14 protein-coding genes and 1 tRNA gene are annotated in these 18,357 nt (G+C 63.0%); 5 read left to right on the top strand and 10 right to left on the bottom strand.

Annotation, left to right across the window (positions count from 1 at the left end; translation table 11 throughout):
• Nucleotides 1-304 precede the first annotated feature (304 nt).
• From thrB to argS, 5 genes are all read right to left on the bottom strand, one after another.
• The gene (thrB, locus tag ACIOJF_RS15345; RefSeq protein ID WP_105658403.1) at nucleotides 305-1,237 is read right to left on the bottom strand and encodes a homoserine kinase; all 933 of its coding nucleotides are present in this window, start codon (nucleotides 1,235-1,237) and stop codon (nucleotides 305-307) included.
• A 130-nt stretch (nucleotides 1,238-1,367) separates the two neighbouring features.
• A complete protein-coding gene (thrC, locus tag ACIOJF_RS15340) occupies nucleotides 1,368-2,468 on the bottom strand; it encodes a threonine synthase (protein WP_105658402.1) in 1,101 nt (366 codons plus the stop codon).
• Between the two features lies 1 nt (nucleotide 2,469).
• Nucleotides 2,470-3,756 (bottom strand): homoserine dehydrogenase, encoded by a 1,287-nt coding sequence (locus ACIOJF_RS15335; RefSeq protein WP_105658401.1) that lies wholly within the window; start codon nucleotides 3,754-3,756, stop codon nucleotides 2,470-2,472.
• Complete coding sequence (lysA, locus tag ACIOJF_RS15330; RefSeq protein WP_105658400.1) at nucleotides 3,757-5,178, bottom strand: diaminopimelate decarboxylase; 1,422 nt, start codon at nucleotides 5,176-5,178, stop codon at nucleotides 3,757-3,759. It lies immediately after the preceding gene.
• A 6-nt stretch (nucleotides 5,179-5,184) separates the two neighbouring features.
• On the bottom strand, nucleotides 5,185-6,828 hold the full coding sequence (argS, locus tag ACIOJF_RS15325; protein WP_105658399.1) for an arginine--tRNA ligase: 1,644 nt from the start codon (nucleotides 6,826-6,828) through the stop codon (nucleotides 5,185-5,187).
• Nucleotides 6,829-6,994: 166 nt separating this feature from the next.
• On the opposite strand from argS, the gene ACIOJF_RS15320 reads away from it, so the two are divergent.
• The 4 genes from ACIOJF_RS15320 to ACIOJF_RS15305 all read left to right on the top strand — a co-directional run bounded on the left by ACIOJF_RS15320 (nucleotide 6,995) and on the right by ACIOJF_RS15305 (nucleotide 9,799).
• Nucleotides 6,995-7,070, top strand: a tRNA-Arg gene (locus tag ACIOJF_RS15320).
• 181 nt (nucleotides 7,071-7,251) lie between these two features.
• Nucleotides 7,252-8,088, top strand: a complete 837-nt coding sequence (locus ACIOJF_RS15315) for an SDR family NAD(P)-dependent oxidoreductase (protein ID WP_105658398.1) — start codon at nucleotides 7,252-7,254, stop codon at nucleotides 8,086-8,088.
• 276 nt (nucleotides 8,089-8,364) lie between these two features.
• The gene (locus ACIOJF_RS15310) at nucleotides 8,365-8,847 is read left to right on the top strand and encodes a hypothetical protein (RefSeq protein WP_146112314.1); all 483 of its coding nucleotides are present in this window, start codon (nucleotides 8,365-8,367) and stop codon (nucleotides 8,845-8,847) included.
• 826 nt (nucleotides 8,848-9,673) lie between these two features.
• Nucleotides 9,674-9,799: a hypothetical protein gene (locus ACIOJF_RS15305; protein ID WP_286134315.1), complete on the top strand. Its 126-nt coding sequence runs from the start codon at nucleotides 9,674-9,676 to the stop codon at nucleotides 9,797-9,799.
• 262 nt (nucleotides 9,800-10,061) lie between these two features.
• On the opposite strand, the gene ACIOJF_RS15300 is transcribed toward ACIOJF_RS15305, so the two are convergent.
• The 3 genes from ACIOJF_RS15300 to ACIOJF_RS15290 all read right to left on the bottom strand — a co-directional run bounded on the left by ACIOJF_RS15300 (nucleotide 10,062) and on the right by ACIOJF_RS15290 (nucleotide 12,858).
• Nucleotides 10,062-10,853: an ABC transporter ATP-binding protein gene (locus ACIOJF_RS15300; RefSeq protein ID WP_105658397.1), complete on the bottom strand. Its 792-nt coding sequence runs from the start codon at nucleotides 10,851-10,853 to the stop codon at nucleotides 10,062-10,064.
• Nucleotides 10,846-11,763 carry an ABC transporter permease gene (locus ACIOJF_RS15295; RefSeq protein WP_105658396.1) on the bottom strand — a complete coding sequence of 306 codons (918 nt, stop codon included), beginning with the start codon at nucleotides 11,761-11,763 and terminating at the stop codon, nucleotides 10,846-10,848. Before ACIOJF_RS15295 ends, ACIOJF_RS15300 begins: the two co-directional genes overlap by 8 nt.
• Nucleotides 11,764-11,862: 99 nt before the next feature.
• A complete protein-coding gene (locus tag ACIOJF_RS15290) occupies nucleotides 11,863-12,858 on the bottom strand; it encodes an ABC transporter substrate-binding protein (RefSeq protein ID WP_105658395.1) in 996 nt (331 codons plus the stop codon).
• Nucleotides 12,859-13,256: 398 nt separating this feature from the next.
• Between ACIOJF_RS15290 and hrpA the strand changes: the two genes are divergently transcribed.
• A complete protein-coding gene (gene hrpA / locus ACIOJF_RS15285) occupies nucleotides 13,257-17,216 on the top strand; it encodes an ATP-dependent RNA helicase HrpA (RefSeq protein ID WP_105658394.1) in 3,960 nt (1,319 codons plus the stop codon).
• On the opposite strand, the gene ACIOJF_RS15280 is transcribed toward hrpA, so the two are convergent.
• A complete protein-coding gene (locus ACIOJF_RS15280; RefSeq protein WP_105658393.1) occupies nucleotides 17,211-17,534 on the bottom strand; it encodes a branched-chain amino acid transporter permease in 324 nt (107 codons plus the stop codon). The two genes, hrpA and ACIOJF_RS15280, sit on opposite strands and share 6 nt — an antisense overlap.
• Entirely contained in the window at nucleotides 17,524-18,300 is a 777-nt protein-coding gene (locus ACIOJF_RS15275) for an AzlC family ABC transporter permease (protein ID WP_105658392.1), read from the bottom strand. The genes ACIOJF_RS15280 and ACIOJF_RS15275 overlap by 11 nt, the downstream gene beginning before the upstream one ends.
• Between the last annotated feature and the right edge of the window lie 57 nt (nucleotides 18,301-18,357).

Here is an 18,357-nt window from a genome sequence, read left to right as displayed (position 1 = left end):
CTTCAAGGCAGGCCCACTATGCCGTAAATGATGTTCAGCAGCCGAAGATTTCGTGGCTACTTCACTTTCTCCCCGCAAGATGGCCCAGAATTCGAGGCAAAACTGCAGTGGATTAGAGAGACTGACATCTCCTAGGCACGATGACGTACCTGAATGCGGGATATCAAAGTTGCTGCGAACTGCAGGAAGATCCGGGACGGCTGGACGGATGAAATGGGGTTCGAGAACCGAATTTATCCGCATCAACACTGGCCACAAAGGATTCGGACCGGGCTACTGCCCAGCTATCCGGCCTGCCATGGTGTTACAGCACTTCTACTGTAACACCGTTGGCGGCCAGCTTGGGAACTTCAGCACGCCATGACACTGGAGATCCTGCAGAGAATTCATCGATGGCCGCTTGCACGGCAGCGACCTGTTCATCGCAGGCCACCAGGGTCAACACGGTCGGTCCGGCACCGGAAACCACTGCGGCCAGTCCTGCGCCGCGCAGCTTGGCAATCAGCGCCGCGCTTTCGGGCATGGCCGCGGCGCGATAGTCCTGGTGCAGGTAGTCCTTGGTGCCGCCCAGCAGCTGGCGCGGATCGTTGCTCAGCGCATGGATCAGCAGCGCGGCGCTCGCGCTGTTCGCCGCGGCTACCGCGTGGTCGACCTGTGCAGGCAGCGCGCCGCGCGCGACCTCGGTGGACAAGCCGTTGGACGGGATCGCCAGCACTGCGCGCAGGTCCGGGTGCAGGGGCACCTGCACCGAGCTGAAGCTGCCGGCGGCATCGGTGGCAGAGATGCTCAGCCCGCCAAAGACCGCCGGAGCCACATTGTCCGGGTGCCCTTCCCACGCTGCAGCCGCCTGGAAGATCCGCTCGGTCCCGCCACGAGCTGGGGCTGGAAGCAGCGCATCGGCGGCGGCGTAGGCCGCGACAATCGCCGCGGCCGAGGATCCCATGCCGCGCGCGTGCGGGATGTTGTTGTGCGCGACCAGCTGGACGCCAACCGGTTCAAAACCGGCGTCTTTCCAGTAGCGGTGCATTTCCTTGATGATCAGATGCGACTCATCGCGTGGCAGCTCCTGCGCCCCATCGCCGAAAATCTCGACACTGCTGGACCGCGCGGTGCGCACTTCGAGGCGGTCGCGGTATTCCAGGGCCAGGCCCAGCGAATCGAAGCCAGGACCGAGGTTGGCTGAGGTGGCCGGCGGGGAAACGATCAACTTCTGGCCCAGGGCGATCTGCTGCGTCATGGTTCCTTCAAGAATTCGGTGCGATAGGTATCAGGTGCGCAACGGCCCGCCGCGATTGGCTCCCCCGGTCCGGGAGAGCCAATGACGCGGCGGGCCGTCGTGCTGCCGGCGGCTGGCCGGCGAAAAGCTGCTAGGCCAGGCCCAGCGCGCCGGCGACCTCGACCACGTCGAAGGCCACCTTCTTCGGCGCAACTTCCGAGCCGTCGGCCTGCTTCAGGGCCCAGTCCGGGTCCTTCAGGCCGTGGCCGGTCACGGTGATCACGATCTTCTTGCCGGTCGGCGCAGTGCCGGCGGCGTGGTGCTTGAGCAGGCCGGCCACGCCGGCTGCCGAAGCTGGCTCCACGAAGACGCCTTCGCGGCTGGAAAGCCAGCGATGGGCTTCGAGGATCTGCTCGTCGGTGACCGAGTCGATCTGCCCGCCGGACTCGTCGCGGGCGGCTTCGGCCTGTTCCCAGGATGCCGGATTGCCGATGCGGATGGCGGTGGCGATGGTATCCGGTTCGGTGATCGGGTGGCCGGCCACGATCGGGGCGGCCCCGGCGGCCTGGAAGCCCCACATGACCGGGTTCTTGGTGGACACCGGCTGCAGTTCCTTGCCGGCTTCGTTGGTCCACTTGGAGGAATACTCCTTGTACCCCTTCCAGTACGCGGTGATGTTCCCCGCGTTGCCTACCGGCAGCAGGTGGTAATCCGGGGCGTCGCCCAGGAAGTCGACGACCTCGAAGGCGCCGGTCTTCTGGCCCTGGATGCGGGCCGGGTTCACCGAATTCACCAGGAACACCGGGTAGTTCTCGCTGAGCTTGCGCGCCACTTCCAGGCAGTTATCGAAGTTGCCGTCGATCTGGATGATGTCCGCACCGTGGGCGATCGCCTGGGACATCTTGCCCATGGAGATCTTGCCATCGGGCACCAGCACCGCGCACTTCAGCCCTGCCTGGGTAGCGTAGGCGGCGGCCGAAGCGGAGGTGTTGCCGGTGGAGGCGCACACCACGGCCTTGGCGCCGGCAGCCACCGCGGCGGTCATCGCCATGGTCATGCCGCGGTCCTTGAAGGAACCGGTCGGGTTCATGCCCTCGACCTTCAGGTACACCTCGTTGCCGGTCTGCGCCGACAGCGCCGGGGCGTAGACCAGCGGGGTGCCGCCCTCGCCCAGGGTGATGACCTTGGTGTTTTCGTCTACTGGCAGGCGATCGGCATATTCGCGGATCACTCCGCGCCACTGGTGAGCCACGTTAGTTTCCTTCAACTCGCATAACGGATAGAACAGAGTGCACCGCGTCCAGCGCGGTCAGCGCCTCGACGGTGCTGGCCAGGGCCGCTTCGGTGCCCTGGTGGGTCAGGATGCGCAGCTGCGCGCCCGCTTCGGCGTCCACCTGCTGGCTCATCGACTCGATGGAGACCCCGTGCTCGCCGAAGACGGTGGCGATGGCGGCCAGCACGCCGGACTGGTCCTTGACCGACAGGCCAATCCAGTAGCGGGTGTCGATGGCCTCGAAGTCCAGCATCCGTGGCGCCTGGTTAACCGAGCCGTTGGGCAGCGGGGCTCCGGCAGCGATCTGGCGGGCCACGGCAACGACGTCGCCCATGACCGCCGACGCGGTCGGGTTGCCACCGGCTCCAGCCCCGTAGAACATCAGGTCGCCGGCGTTCTGCGCTTCGACGAACACGGCGTTGAACGCGCCATGCACGGTAGCCAGCGGGTGGCTGCGGCGCACCAGGGCCGGGTAGACGCGCACCGAAATCCCGGCTTCGGCCTGCTCGGCGATGGCCAGCAGCTTGATCACGTAGCCGGCGGCGGCCGCGGCCGCGACATCGGCGGCGCTGACTTCGGTGATGCCCTGGGTCCAGACCTGGTCCGAGGACACGGTGGTGTGGAAGGCCAGCGAGGCCAGGATCGCGGCCTTCGCGGCGGCATCGTGCCCGCCCACGTCGGCGGTTGGATCGGCTTCCGCATAGCCCAGCGCCTGGGCTTCGGCCAGCACGTCGTCGAACGCGGCACCGGTGGTGTCCATGGCGTCGAGGATGAAGTTGGTGGTGCCGTTGACGATGCCCATCACCTTGGTGATGTGGTCCCCGGCCAGCGAGTCCGCAATCGGGCGCAGGATCGGGATGGCCCCGGCCACCGCGGCCTCGTAGCGCAGCTGGGCGCCGTTGTCGGCAGCGATCGCGTTCAGTTCGGCGCCCTTGAGCGCAATCAGCGCCTTGTTGCCGGTGATGACGCTGGCACCCTTGGCAAGGGCGGCGGCGATGTATTCGCCGGCCGGCTCCATGCCGCCGAGCAGTTCGATGACCACATCGGCCTGGGCGATCAGCCCGTGGGCGTCGGTGGTGAAAAGCTCCTGGGGCAGCACTGCATCGCGCTTGGCATCCGGGTTGCGCACGGCAATGCCGATCAGCTGCAGGCCGGCGCCGGAGCGGGCAGCCAGTTCGTTTGCATCTTCCAGCAGGATCCGGGCCACTTGGGCTCCGACGGTGCCGCAACCCAGCAGGGCTACCTTCAGGTTCTTTTCGCCGCTCAATTAAACTCCCATGTCACGGGCCAACAAGTCTGTTTCCGTTTCCCTGCGCACGATCAGACGGGCTTGGCCATCGCGTACCGCTACCACCGCGGGGCGGGTGAGGTAGTTGTAGTTGCTCGACAGCGCCCAGCAGTAGGCGCCGGTGGCCGGAACGGCGATCAAATCGCCGGCCGCCACGTCATCGGGCAGGTAAACGTCCTTCACGACTATGTCACCTGACTCGCAATGTTTCCCAACTACACGAGAAATAATTGCGTCGTTTTGCGTCATACGGCTAGCCAGCACGGCGGTATATTGCGCGTCGTAGAGCACCGGGCGCGGGTTGTCGCTCATCCCGCCGTCCACTGAAATGTAGCGGCGCGGGTGCAGCGCCCCTGAGCCGTCTTCCACCTGGACGTCCTTGCGCACGCCAGCCTCGTAGAGGGTGAAGGTGCTCGGGCCGGCGATGGCGCGGCCCGGCTCGATGGAAATGCGCGGGCATTCCAGCTCGAGTTCGGCGCAGGTCGCCGAGACCACTTCGGCCATCTGCCCGGCCAGCTTGGCCGGGGTGGAGGGGTGGTCCTCGGAGGTGTAGGCAATGCCGTAGCCGCCGCCCAGATCCAGCTCGGGCAGGGAAACACCATGGATCGAGCGGATCTTGGCCAGCAGGCCGAGCATGGTGCGGGCGACCATTGCGAAGCCCTCGGCCTCGAAGATCTGCGAACCGATGTGGGCGTGCAGGCCCAGCAGGTTGATGTTCTGCGCCTCGATCGCCTGGGCGACCGCACGCAGCGCAGGAGAAGTGCCGGAGGCATCGTCCAGGATGGACAGCCCGAACTTCTGGTCCTCGTGCGCGGTGGCGATGGCCTCATGGGTGGAGGCGTGCACGCCGGGGGTAATGCGCAGCATGACCTGCGCGCTCTGGCCCATGGCGTCGGCGATCGAAATCACCCGGTCAAGCTCGTCCAGCGAGTCGATGACCAGGCGCCCGACGCCCATTTCGATGGCGCGGGTGATCTCGGCTGCCGACTTGTTGTTCCCGTGCAGCGAGAGGTTGGCAGCGGGCACCTTGGCGGCGTTGGCCACGGCCAGTTCGCCCCCGGAGCAGGTATCCAGGCGCAGGCCCTCGTCGGTCACCCAGCGGGCCACCTCGGTGCACAAGAATGCCTTGCCGGCGTAGTAGACGTCGACTCCCCCGCACAGCTGCCTGAACGCGTCGTCGAAGGCGGTCTTGAAACCCCGGGCGCGGGCGCGGAAGTCGTTCTCATCGAGCACGAACAGCGGGGTGCCGAACTCGGCGGCCAGCTGGGAGACGGGAAGGCCCTGGATGGACAGTTCGCCGCCAGCCTCGCGGGAAACCCCCGAAGCCCACTCGATCTGTCGAAGTGCGTTGATGTTTTCCGGGAATTGCAGCCATTGCGGGGCTAGCGGCGATACGGCCATAAGGTCTTACATCCTCTCTGGGGCGGAAACGCCCAGCAGTTCCAATCCATTTGCCAAAACGGTGGTGGCGGCGTCGTTCAGCCACAGCCGGGTGCCGTGCACCGGCGCGACCGCTTCGCCTTCGCCCACCGGGGTGATGCGGGTTGCGGCGTACCACGAGTGGTAGGCGCCGGCGACCTGCTCCAGGTAACGGGCAATGCGGTGCGGTTCGCGGAATTCCGCGGCACCGGCAACCACCGACGGGAACTGGCCGAGCACGGCCAGCAGCTCGTTTTCGGTCGGGTCGGTCAGCAGCGCGGCATCGAAGCCGTCACGGGTCACGCCCTTGGCGGCGGCATTGCGGGCCGCGGCGCACGAACGGGCATGGGCGTACTGGACGTAGAACACCGGGTTGTCATTGGTGTTCTTCTTCAGCTGCTCGGGGTCCAGCGCGATCGGCGAATCAGCCGGGAAACGGGCCAGCGAGTAGCGCAGCGCGTCGGCGCCGATCCAGTTAATCAAATCGCGCAGCTCGATGATGTTGCCCGCGCGCTTGGACAGCTTGGCTCCGTTGACGGAGATCAGCTGGCCGATCAGCACCTCGATGTTCTTGTCCTTGTCATCTCCCGCGCAGGCGGCGATCGCCTTCAGGCGGTTGACGTAGCCGTGATGGTCGGCGCCCAGCAGGTAGATCTTCTCTTCGAAGCCGCGGTCCTTCTTGGACAGGTAGTAGGCGGCATCGGCGGCGAAGTAGGTCGGCTCGCCGTTGGCGCGGATCAGCACGCGGTCCTTGTCATCGCCGAAGTCGGTAGTGCGCAGCCAAACCGCGCCCTCCAGATCGAAGATGTGGCCCTGTTCGCGCAGGCGGGCCACGGCGTCAGCCACCGCACCGCCCTCATGCAAGGTGGTTTCGGAGAAGAACACGTCGAAGCTGACGCCGAAGTCGGCCAGGGTGGACTTGATGTCTTCGAGCTGCGCCTTGTAGGCGGCGTCGCGCAGGGCAGGAATTGCTTCTGCTTCGTCCAGCTCGCGCAGCTGCGGGGCTTGGGCCAGGACGGCGTCGCCCAGTTCCTTGATGTATTCGCCCGGGTAGCCGCCCTCTGGCACTGGCAGGCCGTGGATGCGGTTGTACACCGAACGGGCGAAGACGTTCATCTGGTTGCCGGCATCGTTGATGTAGTACTCGCTGGTCACCGAAGCGCCCGAAGCGCGCAGCACGCGGGAGATGGCATCTCCCAGCGCGGCCCAGCGGGTGTGGCCGATGTGCAGCGGGCCGGTGGGGTTCGCGGAAACGAATTCCATGTTGACCACGTGGCCGGCCAGGGCCTCGTTGCTGCCGTAGGCGGAACCCGCCTCGACGATGGTGCGGGCCAGCTCGCCGGCAGCGCCGGCTTCGAGGGTGATGTTCAGGAAGCCGGGACCTGCGATGTCCACGGCGCCGACTCCTGGGACCGAAGCAAGTCGGGTGGCCAGGATCTGGGCGAAGTCGCGCGGGGCCATGCCGGCCTTCTTGCCCAGCTGCAGCGCGATGTTGGTTGCCCAGTCGCCGTGTTCACGGCTTTTCGGGCGGTCCACGCGTACGGTCTCTGGCACCTCGACGGAGATTTCGCCGGCGGCTACGGCTTCGGTGAGGCATGCGGATATTGCTGCGGAGAGTTCTTCAGGAGTCACCGTTCAAGAATACCGGCAATTGCCGTGCTTCTTCAGCATTCATGACTTGCATCGACTGTGAGACTGGCCCGACCCGGTGACTTTTGCAACACATGCGTGCCAAGGTGCTGGAATTGCGCAGATCAAGTGACGACCTGATAGTATTTTTCCTGTTGCCCAGCAACACGCCTCTGTAGCTCAGTGGATAGAGCGTCTGCCTCCGGAGCAGAAGGCCGAAGGTTCGATTCCTTTCAGGGGCACCACCTAAATTGCAGGTCCTGGTTACCAGGGCCTGCTTTTTTTCGCTCTTCTTCTCACGCCGCAGCTCGCGCGAGGCCGCGAACAATCTCCTGTCAGCATTTTCTGGCAGCTTCCCCGTCGCCACAACCTTTAGCTTCGGCTAGGCCCTAAACTCGGATAAACCAACAAGCGCTTAAGGGCACCATGAAAAAAACCATTCTCATTACCGGAGCCAGCGACGGGATCGGGGCCGCATCGGCCCGAGAACTGTCACGACAGGGGCACCAGATTGTCGTTGTCGGTCGGTCGCAAACCAAAACCCAGGCCATCGCCCATGAGCTAGGCGCCAGCTATTTCGTGGCAGACTTCAGCCAGCTCGCACAGGTACGCGGCCTGGCCACGCAGTTGCTCCAGAAGTATCCCCGAATTGATGTGCTGGCTAATAATGCCGGCGGGATCAAGGCAGAGCGCGAACTGACCGTGGATGGATTCGAAAAGACTTTCCAAGTCAATCATCTAGCGCCCTTCCTGCTCACGAATCTGTTGTTGCAACGACTAATCGATTCGGGTGCCACGGTCATTCAGACCGCCAGCATGGCTGCGCGTCTCATGGCCAAATTCGACATTGCGGACCTACAGGGCGAAAACAGCTACTCACCGAGGGCCGCCTACGGCAATGCAAAGTTGGCGAACATTCTGTTCACCTCGGAATTACAGCGGCGCTTTGGCGGTTCCGGGATTAACGCCGTGGCGTTCCACCCCGGGATCGTTGGCACCAGTTTCGCCTCGGACTCCAAGGGGTTATTGAAGTTCCTTTACCACGGTCCGCTTAGGCGCTTCTTCACGGTCGACTCGACCAAGGGTACCGACCAGCTCGTCTGGCTTGCGGAGGCGAAGCCTGGCGTGCAATTCGAACCGGGCGCCTACTACGAGTCGGGAAAGATCGCATCGAAGGTCAACCCGCTGATCCATGATGAGGTACTAGCGAAGCAACTCTGGGACCGCTCGGCGACCTTGCTTCAAATCCAGAACTGCACATAGGGGATCTCGGAGTCGACCCGACCGGCCTATTCGGGAACTACTGCCGGCATGGACCGGGCTCGTCACCAATCCGAGATGGCGATACCCGCATCAAATTGCCCGCGGCCGCTAACTGCCCACCGCTTGATGGAAAGAGCGATACTCCATCCACTCGACACTGAATTCGCATCGCTGCCATTCAAGAGTTCCTCGGCAAACTACCCGAGCGAAAACGCGGGAAATCGAAGTACTCTCATGAACTCTTGATTTTATCCCGCTAAAAGATAATCTTGACACATGACGAAACGTCTCTTTGGAATCATTTCACTTGCTTCTGTGATTGCTTTGGCACTGTCTTCATGCAGCCCTTCGACTTCCCCTGAGACAGCGCTTGGAGAGATTCCTTCGTCAGATACGTCGGGCAGCACCTCGGAATCGCCAGATCCCCTAAAGAAGCATGCCGAATTCCTCGCCCAGAGCGAAGACTCCTTCAAGATTCTCAATGAAACTCATTCCGTGGGCTCGACCACTCTGCGCCTCGGGGATCTTCCCGGAGGATTTGATTCAGTTGGCTTCATAATTTCATGTGATGCAACGTCCCCTTGGGAGATTATCCTGCTAGGTGGATCAAAAACCGGTGCGAGTGGTTGCGATTCGAATTCAGAAATATATACGAGCCTTTCTACCCCGGCACATCAAATCAACACCAATGAGGTACAGCTCGAATTCAAAGTGCCGGTGGGAGTCTGGGTCACTGTTTATGCCACGAATGAAGAATAAACAGGCGTTTCCGATGTTTCATTTGGACACTAGGCGAAAAGCCTAAAGACATCGCGCGGCAGCTGACTGTCCGCGCTAATGATTCGGCGAAAGCCTAACCGGCATTGCCGAGAGGGAACCAAAGCTCCACTTAGAGCAATAGCCGGGGAAATTTCGCTTTGTATCGCGCTTACGAGATACCCGGATGCCAAGAATCCTGAATCACTAGAATTGCAAAGCTTAGGGATCAACCGTGGATGACTGGGATGCCGGATGCTCGGGCGCAGCAGGATACAGTTCCTCCGGTAGCCCTATAGTGAATCCTTCCTCACGGATACTATGGCCACCGACCCACAGTGAGTGCCGAGCATACTGGTTACCGTCAGTCAGGTGAACGGATACTGCGCTTCCAAACTGCTCTCCAACCACGACCGACACATTTTCAGGTGTAATGCCGTGGTTCTCTAGAATCTGCCGAGTCTGGCTGACCATCTCGTCATCCAAGTTTCCTCCTGGAAATGGCGAAGTAACCCGGCAAACTCCAGTGCGATCGCCAGCATACGCAGCAACTACCAATTCCGTGCCCGCCTGCTCTAACGAGCTGACGGGTTTGCGGCCATCGCAGGTTTCATCGGAGTATTTCCCAGTCAAAGAGCAACCCGACAGCAATCCAGTGATGAGAGCCAGACCGACGACTCCTGTCGCTGCAGCTATGTACGCGCTACGGGTTCTCAATAGTCCACCATTCGTTTCGCAGAAGGTGTTAATCCTAGGCAGGTTTATAGCAATGCATCTTTAACTGCATGAATATTTCTCAAATTCATATTGAGTATCGAAGATCAGCTGCATGAGTAAACCCATTAATGCCACCTACGATGCCAGAGCTGCGGCCGCGCATGTCGCGCTCTCTCATGAGCTAGCAGTTGAAACGGCAGAAATCGAGTCTTCTAGCATGCCGTACCTCGTGAACTAGGATCTTGACAGCGCAGGCAGGCCGACAGGTGTAGAACTGATCCATCCTGCTGGTCACTGCCCCAGCCATGTCCAGTCTGCTTATCGCCAGCAATGCACGTGCCGAGGGGGCTCTATCGCCGTTGCGGGTACCAATGGACAGGACAGCAAGTCATCGACCGGAGCTCGGGACGCGTCGAGCACCGCCTGCGCAAACCGCTGCCTTAAACCCGACAGGCCCCGCACCCATCGGGTGCGGAGCCTGCACGGATACTGGCCAGCTGCTACTGCAGCATGGTCTTGTCATCGAGCTGTGCGCCCTTGATCTTGCTGAATTCCTCCAGCAGGCCCTTGACGGTCATATTGGACTTCTCTTCCTGGTCCAGGTCCAGGATGATCTGCCCATCGTGCATCATGATCAGCCGGGTGCCCAGCTGCAAGGCCTGTTCCATATTGTGCGTCACCATCAACGTGGTCAACTGGTGGCGTTCGACAATTTCCTTGGTCAGGCGCGAGACCAGCGCGGCACGCTGCGGATCCAGGGCCGCGGTGTGCTCATCGAGCAGCAGGATCTTGGGCTTGGAGAATGTGGCCATCAGCAAGCTCAGCGCCTGGCGCTGGCCGCCCGAGAGCAGGCCCACCTTGGTCTTCAAGCGGCCTTCCAAACCGAGTTCCAAGCTCTTGAGCTCCTCGACGAACAGCTCGCGCCGCTTGGTGCCTACGCCCAGGCCCAGGCCGCGGAAACGGCCGCGGGCGTAGGCCAGAGCCATGTTCTCCTCGATGGACATGGTCGGCGCAGTGCCGGCCATCGGGTCCTGGAATACCCGGCCGATGTACTTGGCGCGGGTGTAGTCGGCCATCCTGGTGACGTTCTTCCCCGCGATGGACACCGAACCGGCATCGGGCTGCAGCTTGCCTGCAACCATATTCAGCACGGTGGACTTGCCGGCGCCGTTGGAGCCGATGACGGTGACGAATTCACCGTCCGACAGGTTCAGGTTGATGTTGCGCAGCGCCTTGCGCTCGTTGACAGTTCCCGGGAAGAACGTGCGCGACAGGTTCTTGATTTCAAGCATTGGTGCGAACCTCTTCCTTGGTTTCAACTGCTGCTGGGGTGCGCTTGAAGTTCTTGATGATCTTCTGGAAGCCCTTCCACTTCGGCAGCAGCAGGGCGACGACGACGAGGACCGCGGAGATCAGCTTCATGTCGTTGACCTCCAGGCCTGCCGACAGGGCCATCTGGATCACCAGGCGGTAGATCACTGCGCCGAAGACCACCGCGATGGCGGCCAGCCAGATGTAGCGCTGGGTGAAGATCGCCTGGCCGACGATGACCGAGGCCAGGCCGATCAGGATCAGGCCGATGCCCATGCCGATATCGGCGAAGCCCTGGTACTGGGCGATGACCGCACCGGACAGCGCCACCAGGCCGTTGGACAGCGCCAGGCCCAGGATCTTCTGGTTGTCGGTGCTCACGCCGAAGGAACGGATCATTTCCTGGTTGTCGCCGGTGGCCCGCATGGCCATGCCCAGCTCGGTGTGCAGGAACCAGACGATCGCTGCCACGAAGACCAGGCAGACGGCAAAGAGGATGGCCACCGACGCCCATGAGCCGAGCAGGCCCGAGACGCGCATCGGGCTGATCAGGGTCTCCTCCCCCAGCAAGGGGGTGTTGGCCTTGCCCATGATGCGCAGGTTGATCGAGTACAGCGCGATCATGGTCAGGATGCCGGCGAGCAGGCCGTCGATCTTGCCCTTGGTATGCAGCAGGCCGGTAATGACACCGGCAACCATGCCGGCGAAGAAGGCCAGCACGGTGGCCAGCCAGGGATTCATCCCGTTCACGATGCCCACCGAGGCGACGGCGGCACCGGTGGTGAAGCTGCCGTCGACAGTCAGGTCGGGAAAGTCCAGGATACGGAAGGTCAGGTACACCCCGAGCGCCATGATGGCGTAAATCAGGCCGAGTTCAACCGCTGTGATCATGTGTGGATCCTTGAGTTGTAAGTTTTGCAGGTAATCACGACGAAAGGCGAGGCACCAGGTTATGCGCCTCGCCTTGCGTCGGTAAGTTGTTGCCGGGGCTTAGTAGACCTCTACGGCTTCGGACTTCATCTCGTCGGTGAATTCGATGCCTGCCTTCTTGGCGGCATCTTCATTCAGGTAGAGATCGACCTCGGAGATGGTCTCCACCGGCAGGGTTGCCGGCTCGGCCTCGCCCTTGAGCAGCTTCACGGCCATGGCAGCGGTCTGCGCGCCCAGCTTCTCGTAGTTGATGCCGTAGGTTGCGGTAGCACCGCGCTTGACGGACTCGCCGTCAGCCGAAATGACCGGCACGCCGTTCTTCTCGGCAACCTGCAGCAGGCCTTCCAGGGCAGAAACGACAGCGTTGTCAGTCGGAACGTAGTACGCGTCGACATCCAGCGAGCTGGCGGCCTGCTGGACTTCGCTGGACGCCGAGACAGCGGCTTCTTCAATGGTCAAGCCCAGGCCCTTGGCTGCTTCCTTGGCCATCTTCACCTGGACTGCGGAGTTGGCTTCACCCGAGGAGTAGACAATGCCGACCTTCTTGGCATCGGGCACCAGGTCCTTGAGCAACTGCAGCTGCTCGTCGACCGGGTTCATGTCCGACGTGCCGGTGACATTCGCGCCCGGAGCTTCATTGGAGGCGACCAGCTTGGCATCAACCGGGTCGGTCACAGCGGAGAAGAGCACCGGAACCTTGGTAATCGCCTGCGCCGCAGCCTGGGCCGATGGGGTAGCAATTGCCAACACCAGGTCGATATCCGAATCAGCGGCGAGCTTGCCGGCAATCGAGGTGTTGGTAGCCTGATCGGTTTCGGCGTTGTTCTCGTCGTAGCTGATCTTCTCGCCGGTGTAGCCGGCTTCTTCCATGCCTGCCTTGAAGCCGGTGACCACTGCGTCCAGCGAAGGGTGCGAGACGAACTGGGAGATGCCGATCTTGACGGCCTCGTCGCCGCCCTCCGCGGTGCCCTGCTCGCCACTGCCGCCGCAGGCGGTCAGGGCCAGTGCGCCAGCTGCTGCGATGGCAGCGAATTTCATGGCGGTGAAGCTCTTCATTGAAGTTCCTTTCAAAGTTCCCTTGCGAGTGATTCCCACCGATAGCGCGGAAGCCTGGTTATGAAGCGCAACTGGTGCGCAGCATGCGGGAACCGTCCAGGCATCACATCGATGATTACCCCCGATCTTACATGTGAACGACCTCACCTTGCCTACAATCAAGGTCGATTCCTAGACGTTTGCATCTTGATACGGATTCTTGTGGACACAAATGCTCCGCCGGGAAGCAGAATCTGGAAGTTTTGTATTTACCGGCCCGAACTTGTCGACAATTGCTTGGACAATCTGAAAATTTGACTCATGGAGCAATGCGTCCGGGAGCACATTTCCTGCCCCGAATCGGGCTTCGGCCCGGCGGCCACCACGAAAATGCGTGGCGCGAATAGAATGGGAACATCATGGCGCTCAGCATTACGTATCCCGAAGCCCTTCCCGTTTCAGCCCGCCGCGAGGACATCCTCGCCGCGGTCCGCGAAAACCAGGTCGTGGTAATCGCCGGCGAAACCGGTTCGGGCAAGACCACCCAGCTTCCCAAGATGCTCATCGAGCTCGGCCTGGCCGAGAAGGGCATGATCGGGCACACCCAGCCGCGCCGCCTGGCCGCGCGCACCGTGGCCGAGCGCATCGCCGAGGAAATGGGCACCGAAATCGGCGAGGAAGTCGGCTTCCACGTGCGCTTCACCGGCGAGGTTTCGCGCAAGACCAAGCTGAAGGTGATGACCGACGGCATCCTGCTAGCCGAGATCAAGCGCGACAAGCTGCTCAAGAAATACTCGGCGATCATCATCGACGAGGCCCACGAGCGCAGCCTGAACATCGATTTCCTGCTGGGCTACCTCAAGCAGATCATGCCCAAGCGCCCCGAGCTGAAGATCATCATCACCTCCGCCACCATCGACCCGCAGCGCTTCGCCGAGCACTTCGGCAAGCCGCTGCCCGGCGGCGGCGTCGAGCCTGCCCCGATCCTGGAGGTTTCCGGGCGCACCTTCCCCGTCGAATTGCGCTACCGCCCGCTGCAGGCCGAGCTCGATGTCGACGCGGACGAGGCCGCGGAGAACACGCTGGAGGAAGAACGCGACCCACTGGATGCGGTCACCGACGCGGTCAAGGAACTGAGCGGCGAAGCGCCCGGGGACATCCTGATCTTCTTCTCCGGCGAGCGCGAAATCCGCGACGCGGCCGAAGCCTTGCGCGCCATGGTCACCGCCAATAAGCGCCTGCCGCGCTATGAGGTGCTCCCGCTGTTCGCCCGGCTGTCGCTGGCCGAGCAGCACCGGGTCTTCCACCCCGGTGGCGCCCCGCGCATCATCCTGGCCACCAACGTCGCCGAGACCTCGCTGACGGTGCCGGGCATCAAGTACGTGATCGATACCGGCACCGCCCGCATTTCGCGCTACTCGCACCGCACCAAGGTGCAGCGCCTGCCCATCGAGCGCGTCTCCCAGGCCAGCGCCAACCAGCGTTCGGGACGTTGCGGCCGCGTGTCGGAGGGCATCGCCATCCGCTTGTACTCGGAGCCCGACTACGAGGCGCGTCCCGAATTCACCGACCCGGAAATCCTGCGCACCAACCTGGCCAGCGTGATCCTGCAGATGATCTCCATGGGCGTGGTCGCTTCGGCCGCCGAGGTTGCCAGCTTCCCGTTCGTCCAGCCGCCCGAAGCCAAGTCCATCACCGATGGCGTGAACCTGCTGCGCGAGCTCGGTGCACTGGAGCAGGACAAGGCCGCGAAGCTGACCGAAACCGGCAGGGCGCTGGCGGTGCTGCCGCTGGATGTGCGCCTGGGCCGGATGATCGTCGAGTCCGCACAACGCGGGGTCGCCAAGGAAGTGATGGTGCTGGCTGCCGGGCTGAGCATCCAGGATCCGCGCGAGCGTCCCAGCGAGGAAACCGGGCAGCGTGATCGTGCGGTGGAGCTGCATAAGCGCTTCGCCGATGACAAGTCCGACTTCATTGCATTGCTGAATTTGTGGGCCTACCTGCAGGAGCAGCAGAAGGACCTGTCCTCCTCCGCTTTCCGCCGGCTGTGCAAGAACGAGTTCATCAACTACCTGCGCGTGCGCGAGTGGCAGGACCTGTTCACCCAGCTGCGCCAGCTGGCCAAGCCGCTGGGCATCACCATGGCGGCCGCCCCGATCGACCCGGCGGCCAATGAGGACCAGGTGCACAAGTCGCTGCTGTCGGGCCTGCTGGGGCACATCGGGCTCTACGATGAGCGCAAGCGCGACTACCTGGGCGCGCGCGGCACCCGTTTTGCGATCTTCCCCGGCTCGGGCCTGTTCAAGAAGTCCCCGACCTGGGTGATGTCCGCCGAGCTGGTGGAAACCTCGCGGCTGTGGGCCCGCACCAACGCGGCCATCTCCCCCGAATGGGTGGAAGAGCTGGCTCCGCACCTGCTCAAGCGCACCCACTCCGAGCCGCACTGGTCCAAGCGCACCGGTTCGGTCATGGGCTACGAGAAGGTCACGCTTTTCGGCCTGCCGATCATCCCGCGCCGCCAGTTCCACTACTGGCGGGTGGATAAGGACCTGGCTCGCGAGCTGTTCATCCGCCACGCGCTGGTGGAGGGCGATTGGCGCACCCACCATAAGTTCTTCGCCAAGAACCGGGCGCTGCTCGAAGAAGTCGAAGAGCTCGAAACCCGCATGCGCCGCCATGACCTGCGCATTTCCGATGAGGACCTGTTCGCCTTCTACGATGCCCGGGTGAGCGCCGAGGTCTACTCGGAGCGCCACTTCGACCGCTGGTGGAAGAAGGCCCGCGCCACCGATCCCTCGCTGCTGGACTTCGACCCCGAGGCGCTGCTGGCCGAGTCCGATGCGGTTGACGAGGCCGCGTTCCCCACCACCTGGCAGCTGGGCAGCATCCACTTGCCGCTGTCCTACGAGTACAACCCGGCGGCCGCCCCGGGAGAAGGCGATGGCGTGTCGCTCACCGTCCCGGTGGTGTTCTTGAACCAGCTGGATCCCGCGCGCTTCGCCTGGCTGATTCCGGGGTTGCGCCACGAGCTGCTCACCGCGCTGATCCGTTCGATGCCCAAGGCCATCCGCAAGAACTTCGTGCCTGCCCCGGATGTGGCGGCCAAGGCGCTGGCCATGCTGGAGGCGGACTTCGATCCGGCGGCCGATGACCTGGCCGATTCCCTGGCCTTGGTGCTGCGCCGGCTGCGCGGCATGGTCGTCGAGCCTTCGGTCTTCGACTTCTCGACCCTGCCTGCGCATCTGCGCTTCGGCTTCACCGTCACCGATGCTTCGGGGAAGGTGCTGGGCAGCGGCGATGACCTGGCCGCGTTGCAGTACAAGTTCGCCGCGGCCAACCGCGCCGCGCTGGCCAGCGGGGTCAACTCCCCCGGTGTCGCCACCGGCAAGCCGGGCATGCCTGGCAAGCCTGCGGCCGCGTCGAAGGCGCAGTCCAAGAAGAAGGGCGCCGCGGCCACCGCAGCGGCGGCCACCGGCGCCTGGGACCAGAAGTCGCTGGATCATTGGCCGCAGCTGGAATCATCAGGCGAAACCCTGGGCGATACGCTGCCTGCCAAGGTCACCACCACGGTGATGGGCCAGCAGATCACCGCCTATCCGGGGCTGATGGACACCGGCGAAAAGGTCGACCTGAGTGTTTTCCGCACCCAGGCCGAGCGCGATGCGGCGCACCGCACCGGTGTCATCCGGTTGCTGATGCTGCGCTTGCCGCCTGCCGGGAAGTTCGTGATTTCGCACCTGAAGAACGCTGAGAAGCTGGTGTTCACGCAGAACCCGCACGGGTCCATCGAGAAGCTGATTGCCGATTGCACCATGGCCGCGGTAGACCAGCTGGTGCCCGAGAAGCTGCCGATGAACCGCGCCGAATTCGAGGCGCTGTTCGAGACGGTGCGCGCCGAGCAGATCGACACGGTCTTCACGATTACCGCGATCGTGGCGAAGGTCTTCGGCTCCTCGACCCGGATCAACAAGGATCTGAAGAGCACCAACTCCCTGGCGATGTTCGCGGCAGTCACCGATATCCGCTCCCAGCTCGAGCAGCTGATCTATCCGGGCTTCATCGCGGCCACCGGGGCAGCGAACCTGATGCGCCTGCCGCGCTATGTGCAGGGCATCGAGAAGCGCTTGGAGAAGCTGCGCGCAGGTGCTGTCACCCGTGATTCCCAGGCCCTGGTCGTGATCCAGAAGCTGGAAGACGAATACGATACCGCCCTGGATCGGGTTCCGCCCGGAGCCCGGGTGCCGGCGGACTTGGCCCAGGTGAAGTGGATGCTGGAGGAAATGCGCATTTCGCTGTTCGCCCAGGAGCTGGGCACCGCCTATTCGGTCAGCGAAAAGCGCATCCGCAAGGCGATCAAGGATTCGCTGGCGCAGCTATAGCGGCCAGCTGAGGATCCCAACGTAGACGGCGGTGCCGCCCAGCACGCTGAGCACCGCATTGGACTTGAGCAGGTGCAGCACCACGGTGGCCGCCAGGGCGGTGGCCACCGGCCACGCCACGGCCGGATCCGCAATGCCGGCAGGCACCGTGGAAGCAACCAGCACCACCATGATTCCCAAGGGCATGCGCAGCGCCAGGTAGTTGATGAACGCGTTGCTGCGCAATTTGGCGATGAAGGCGAAGGGCAAGGCACGCAGCCCGAAGGTCACTGCGGTGCTCAACGCGATGGCCGAGAAGAGGTAGAGGCTATCGGGCATCGGCTGCTTCTCCCGCCTGCTGCCCGCCGGCCTGCTGAGCGGTGCCGGTGCGCCGGCGCAGCAGGTAGGCCGCCGCAAGTCCGGCAAGGAAAATCGCCATGGCTACCACCATCATGCTCTGCGGTGCGATCCAGCTGGCCGCCACGGCGCTGATCAGCGCCAGCATGGACAGCGGCACACTGCGGTAGGCCTTGAACGCTTCGATCGCCAGCACGGCAAACAATGCGGTCACCGCGAATTCCAGGCCCCTGATGGATTCGGGGATCATTGCGCCCAGCAGCGATCCGCCCAGCACGCTGGTGGTCCAGCTTGCATGGAACAGGCTCTGGATGGCCAGGATCCGCGTCGAGGAATAGTCCTTCCGCTCGGCCTGCAGGGTCAGCGCATAGGCCTCATCGGTCAGTGCAAACATGCTGTAGAACTTCGCCCCCTGGCCCTTGACCCGGTGCAGCGGGAAAGAGATCGCATAGAATACGTGGCGGAAATTGACTACCAGCGTGGTCAGGGCGATATGGGACAGCGGCGCCACGGCGGCAAGCAGCCCGATCAAGAGGAATTCCAGGGAACCGGCGAACACCAGCCCGGCAAGCAAGGGAGCTGACCACCAGGGCAATCCCGAGCGCACCAGCAGCACGCCCAGGGCCAGGCCCAATGGCATGACCGCCAGACTGGCGGGAAGCACATTTTTCGCGCCCAGCCTGATCTGCTGCCATCGGCCCTCGTCGGACAAAGGCCGGGAACCTTTAATTGCCAGTTTTTCGCTCATGAAGCAATATTAGGAAATTCCAAGCCAAATATGGTTGCTGATTCTAGCTAACTGACG

This window comes from Glutamicibacter sp. NPDC087831 (assembly GCF_044742845.1).
In the GTDB taxonomy this organism is placed as follows: domain Bacteria; phylum Actinomycetota; class Actinomycetes; order Actinomycetales; family Micrococcaceae; genus Glutamicibacter.
This window is presented reverse-complemented; position numbering and strand designations above follow the sequence as displayed.

Coding starts and splice junctions, on each gene's coding strand:
- ACIOJF_RS15280 (WP_105658393.1), bottom strand. CDS start 17,534: ATGCCCGATAGCCTCTACCTCTTCTCGGCCATCGCGTTGAGCACCGCA.
- lysA (WP_105658400.1), bottom strand. CDS start 5,178: ATGGCCGTATCGCCGCTAGCCCCGCAATGGCTGCAATTCCCGGAAAAC.
- ACIOJF_RS15310 (WP_146112314.1), top strand. CDS start 8,365: ATGACGAAACGTCTCTTTGGAATCATTTCACTTGCTTCTGTGATTGCT.
- ACIOJF_RS15305 (WP_286134315.1), top strand. CDS start 9,674: ATGAGTAAACCCATTAATGCCACCTACGATGCCAGAGCTGCGGCCGCG.
- ACIOJF_RS15300 (WP_105658397.1), bottom strand. CDS start 10,853: ATGCTTGAAATCAAGAACCTGTCGCGCACGTTCTTCCCGGGAACTGTC.
- thrB (WP_105658403.1), bottom strand. CDS start 1,237: ATGACGCAGCAGATCGCCCTGGGCCAGAAGTTGATCGTTTCCCCGCCG.
- hrpA (WP_105658394.1), top strand. CDS start 13,257: ATGGCGCTCAGCATTACGTATCCCGAAGCCCTTCCCGTTTCAGCCCGC.
- ACIOJF_RS15275 (WP_105658392.1), bottom strand. CDS start 18,300: ATGAGCGAAAAACTGGCAATTAAAGGTTCCCGGCCTTTGTCCGACGAG.
- ACIOJF_RS15295 (WP_105658396.1), bottom strand. CDS start 11,763: ATGATCACAGCGGTTGAACTCGGCCTGATTTACGCCATCATGGCGCTC.
- ACIOJF_RS15315 (WP_105658398.1), top strand. CDS start 7,252: ATGAAAAAAACCATTCTCATTACCGGAGCCAGCGACGGGATCGGGGCC.
- ACIOJF_RS15290 (WP_105658395.1), bottom strand. CDS start 12,858: ATGAAGAGCTTCACCGCCATGAAATTCGCTGCCATCGCAGCAGCTGGC.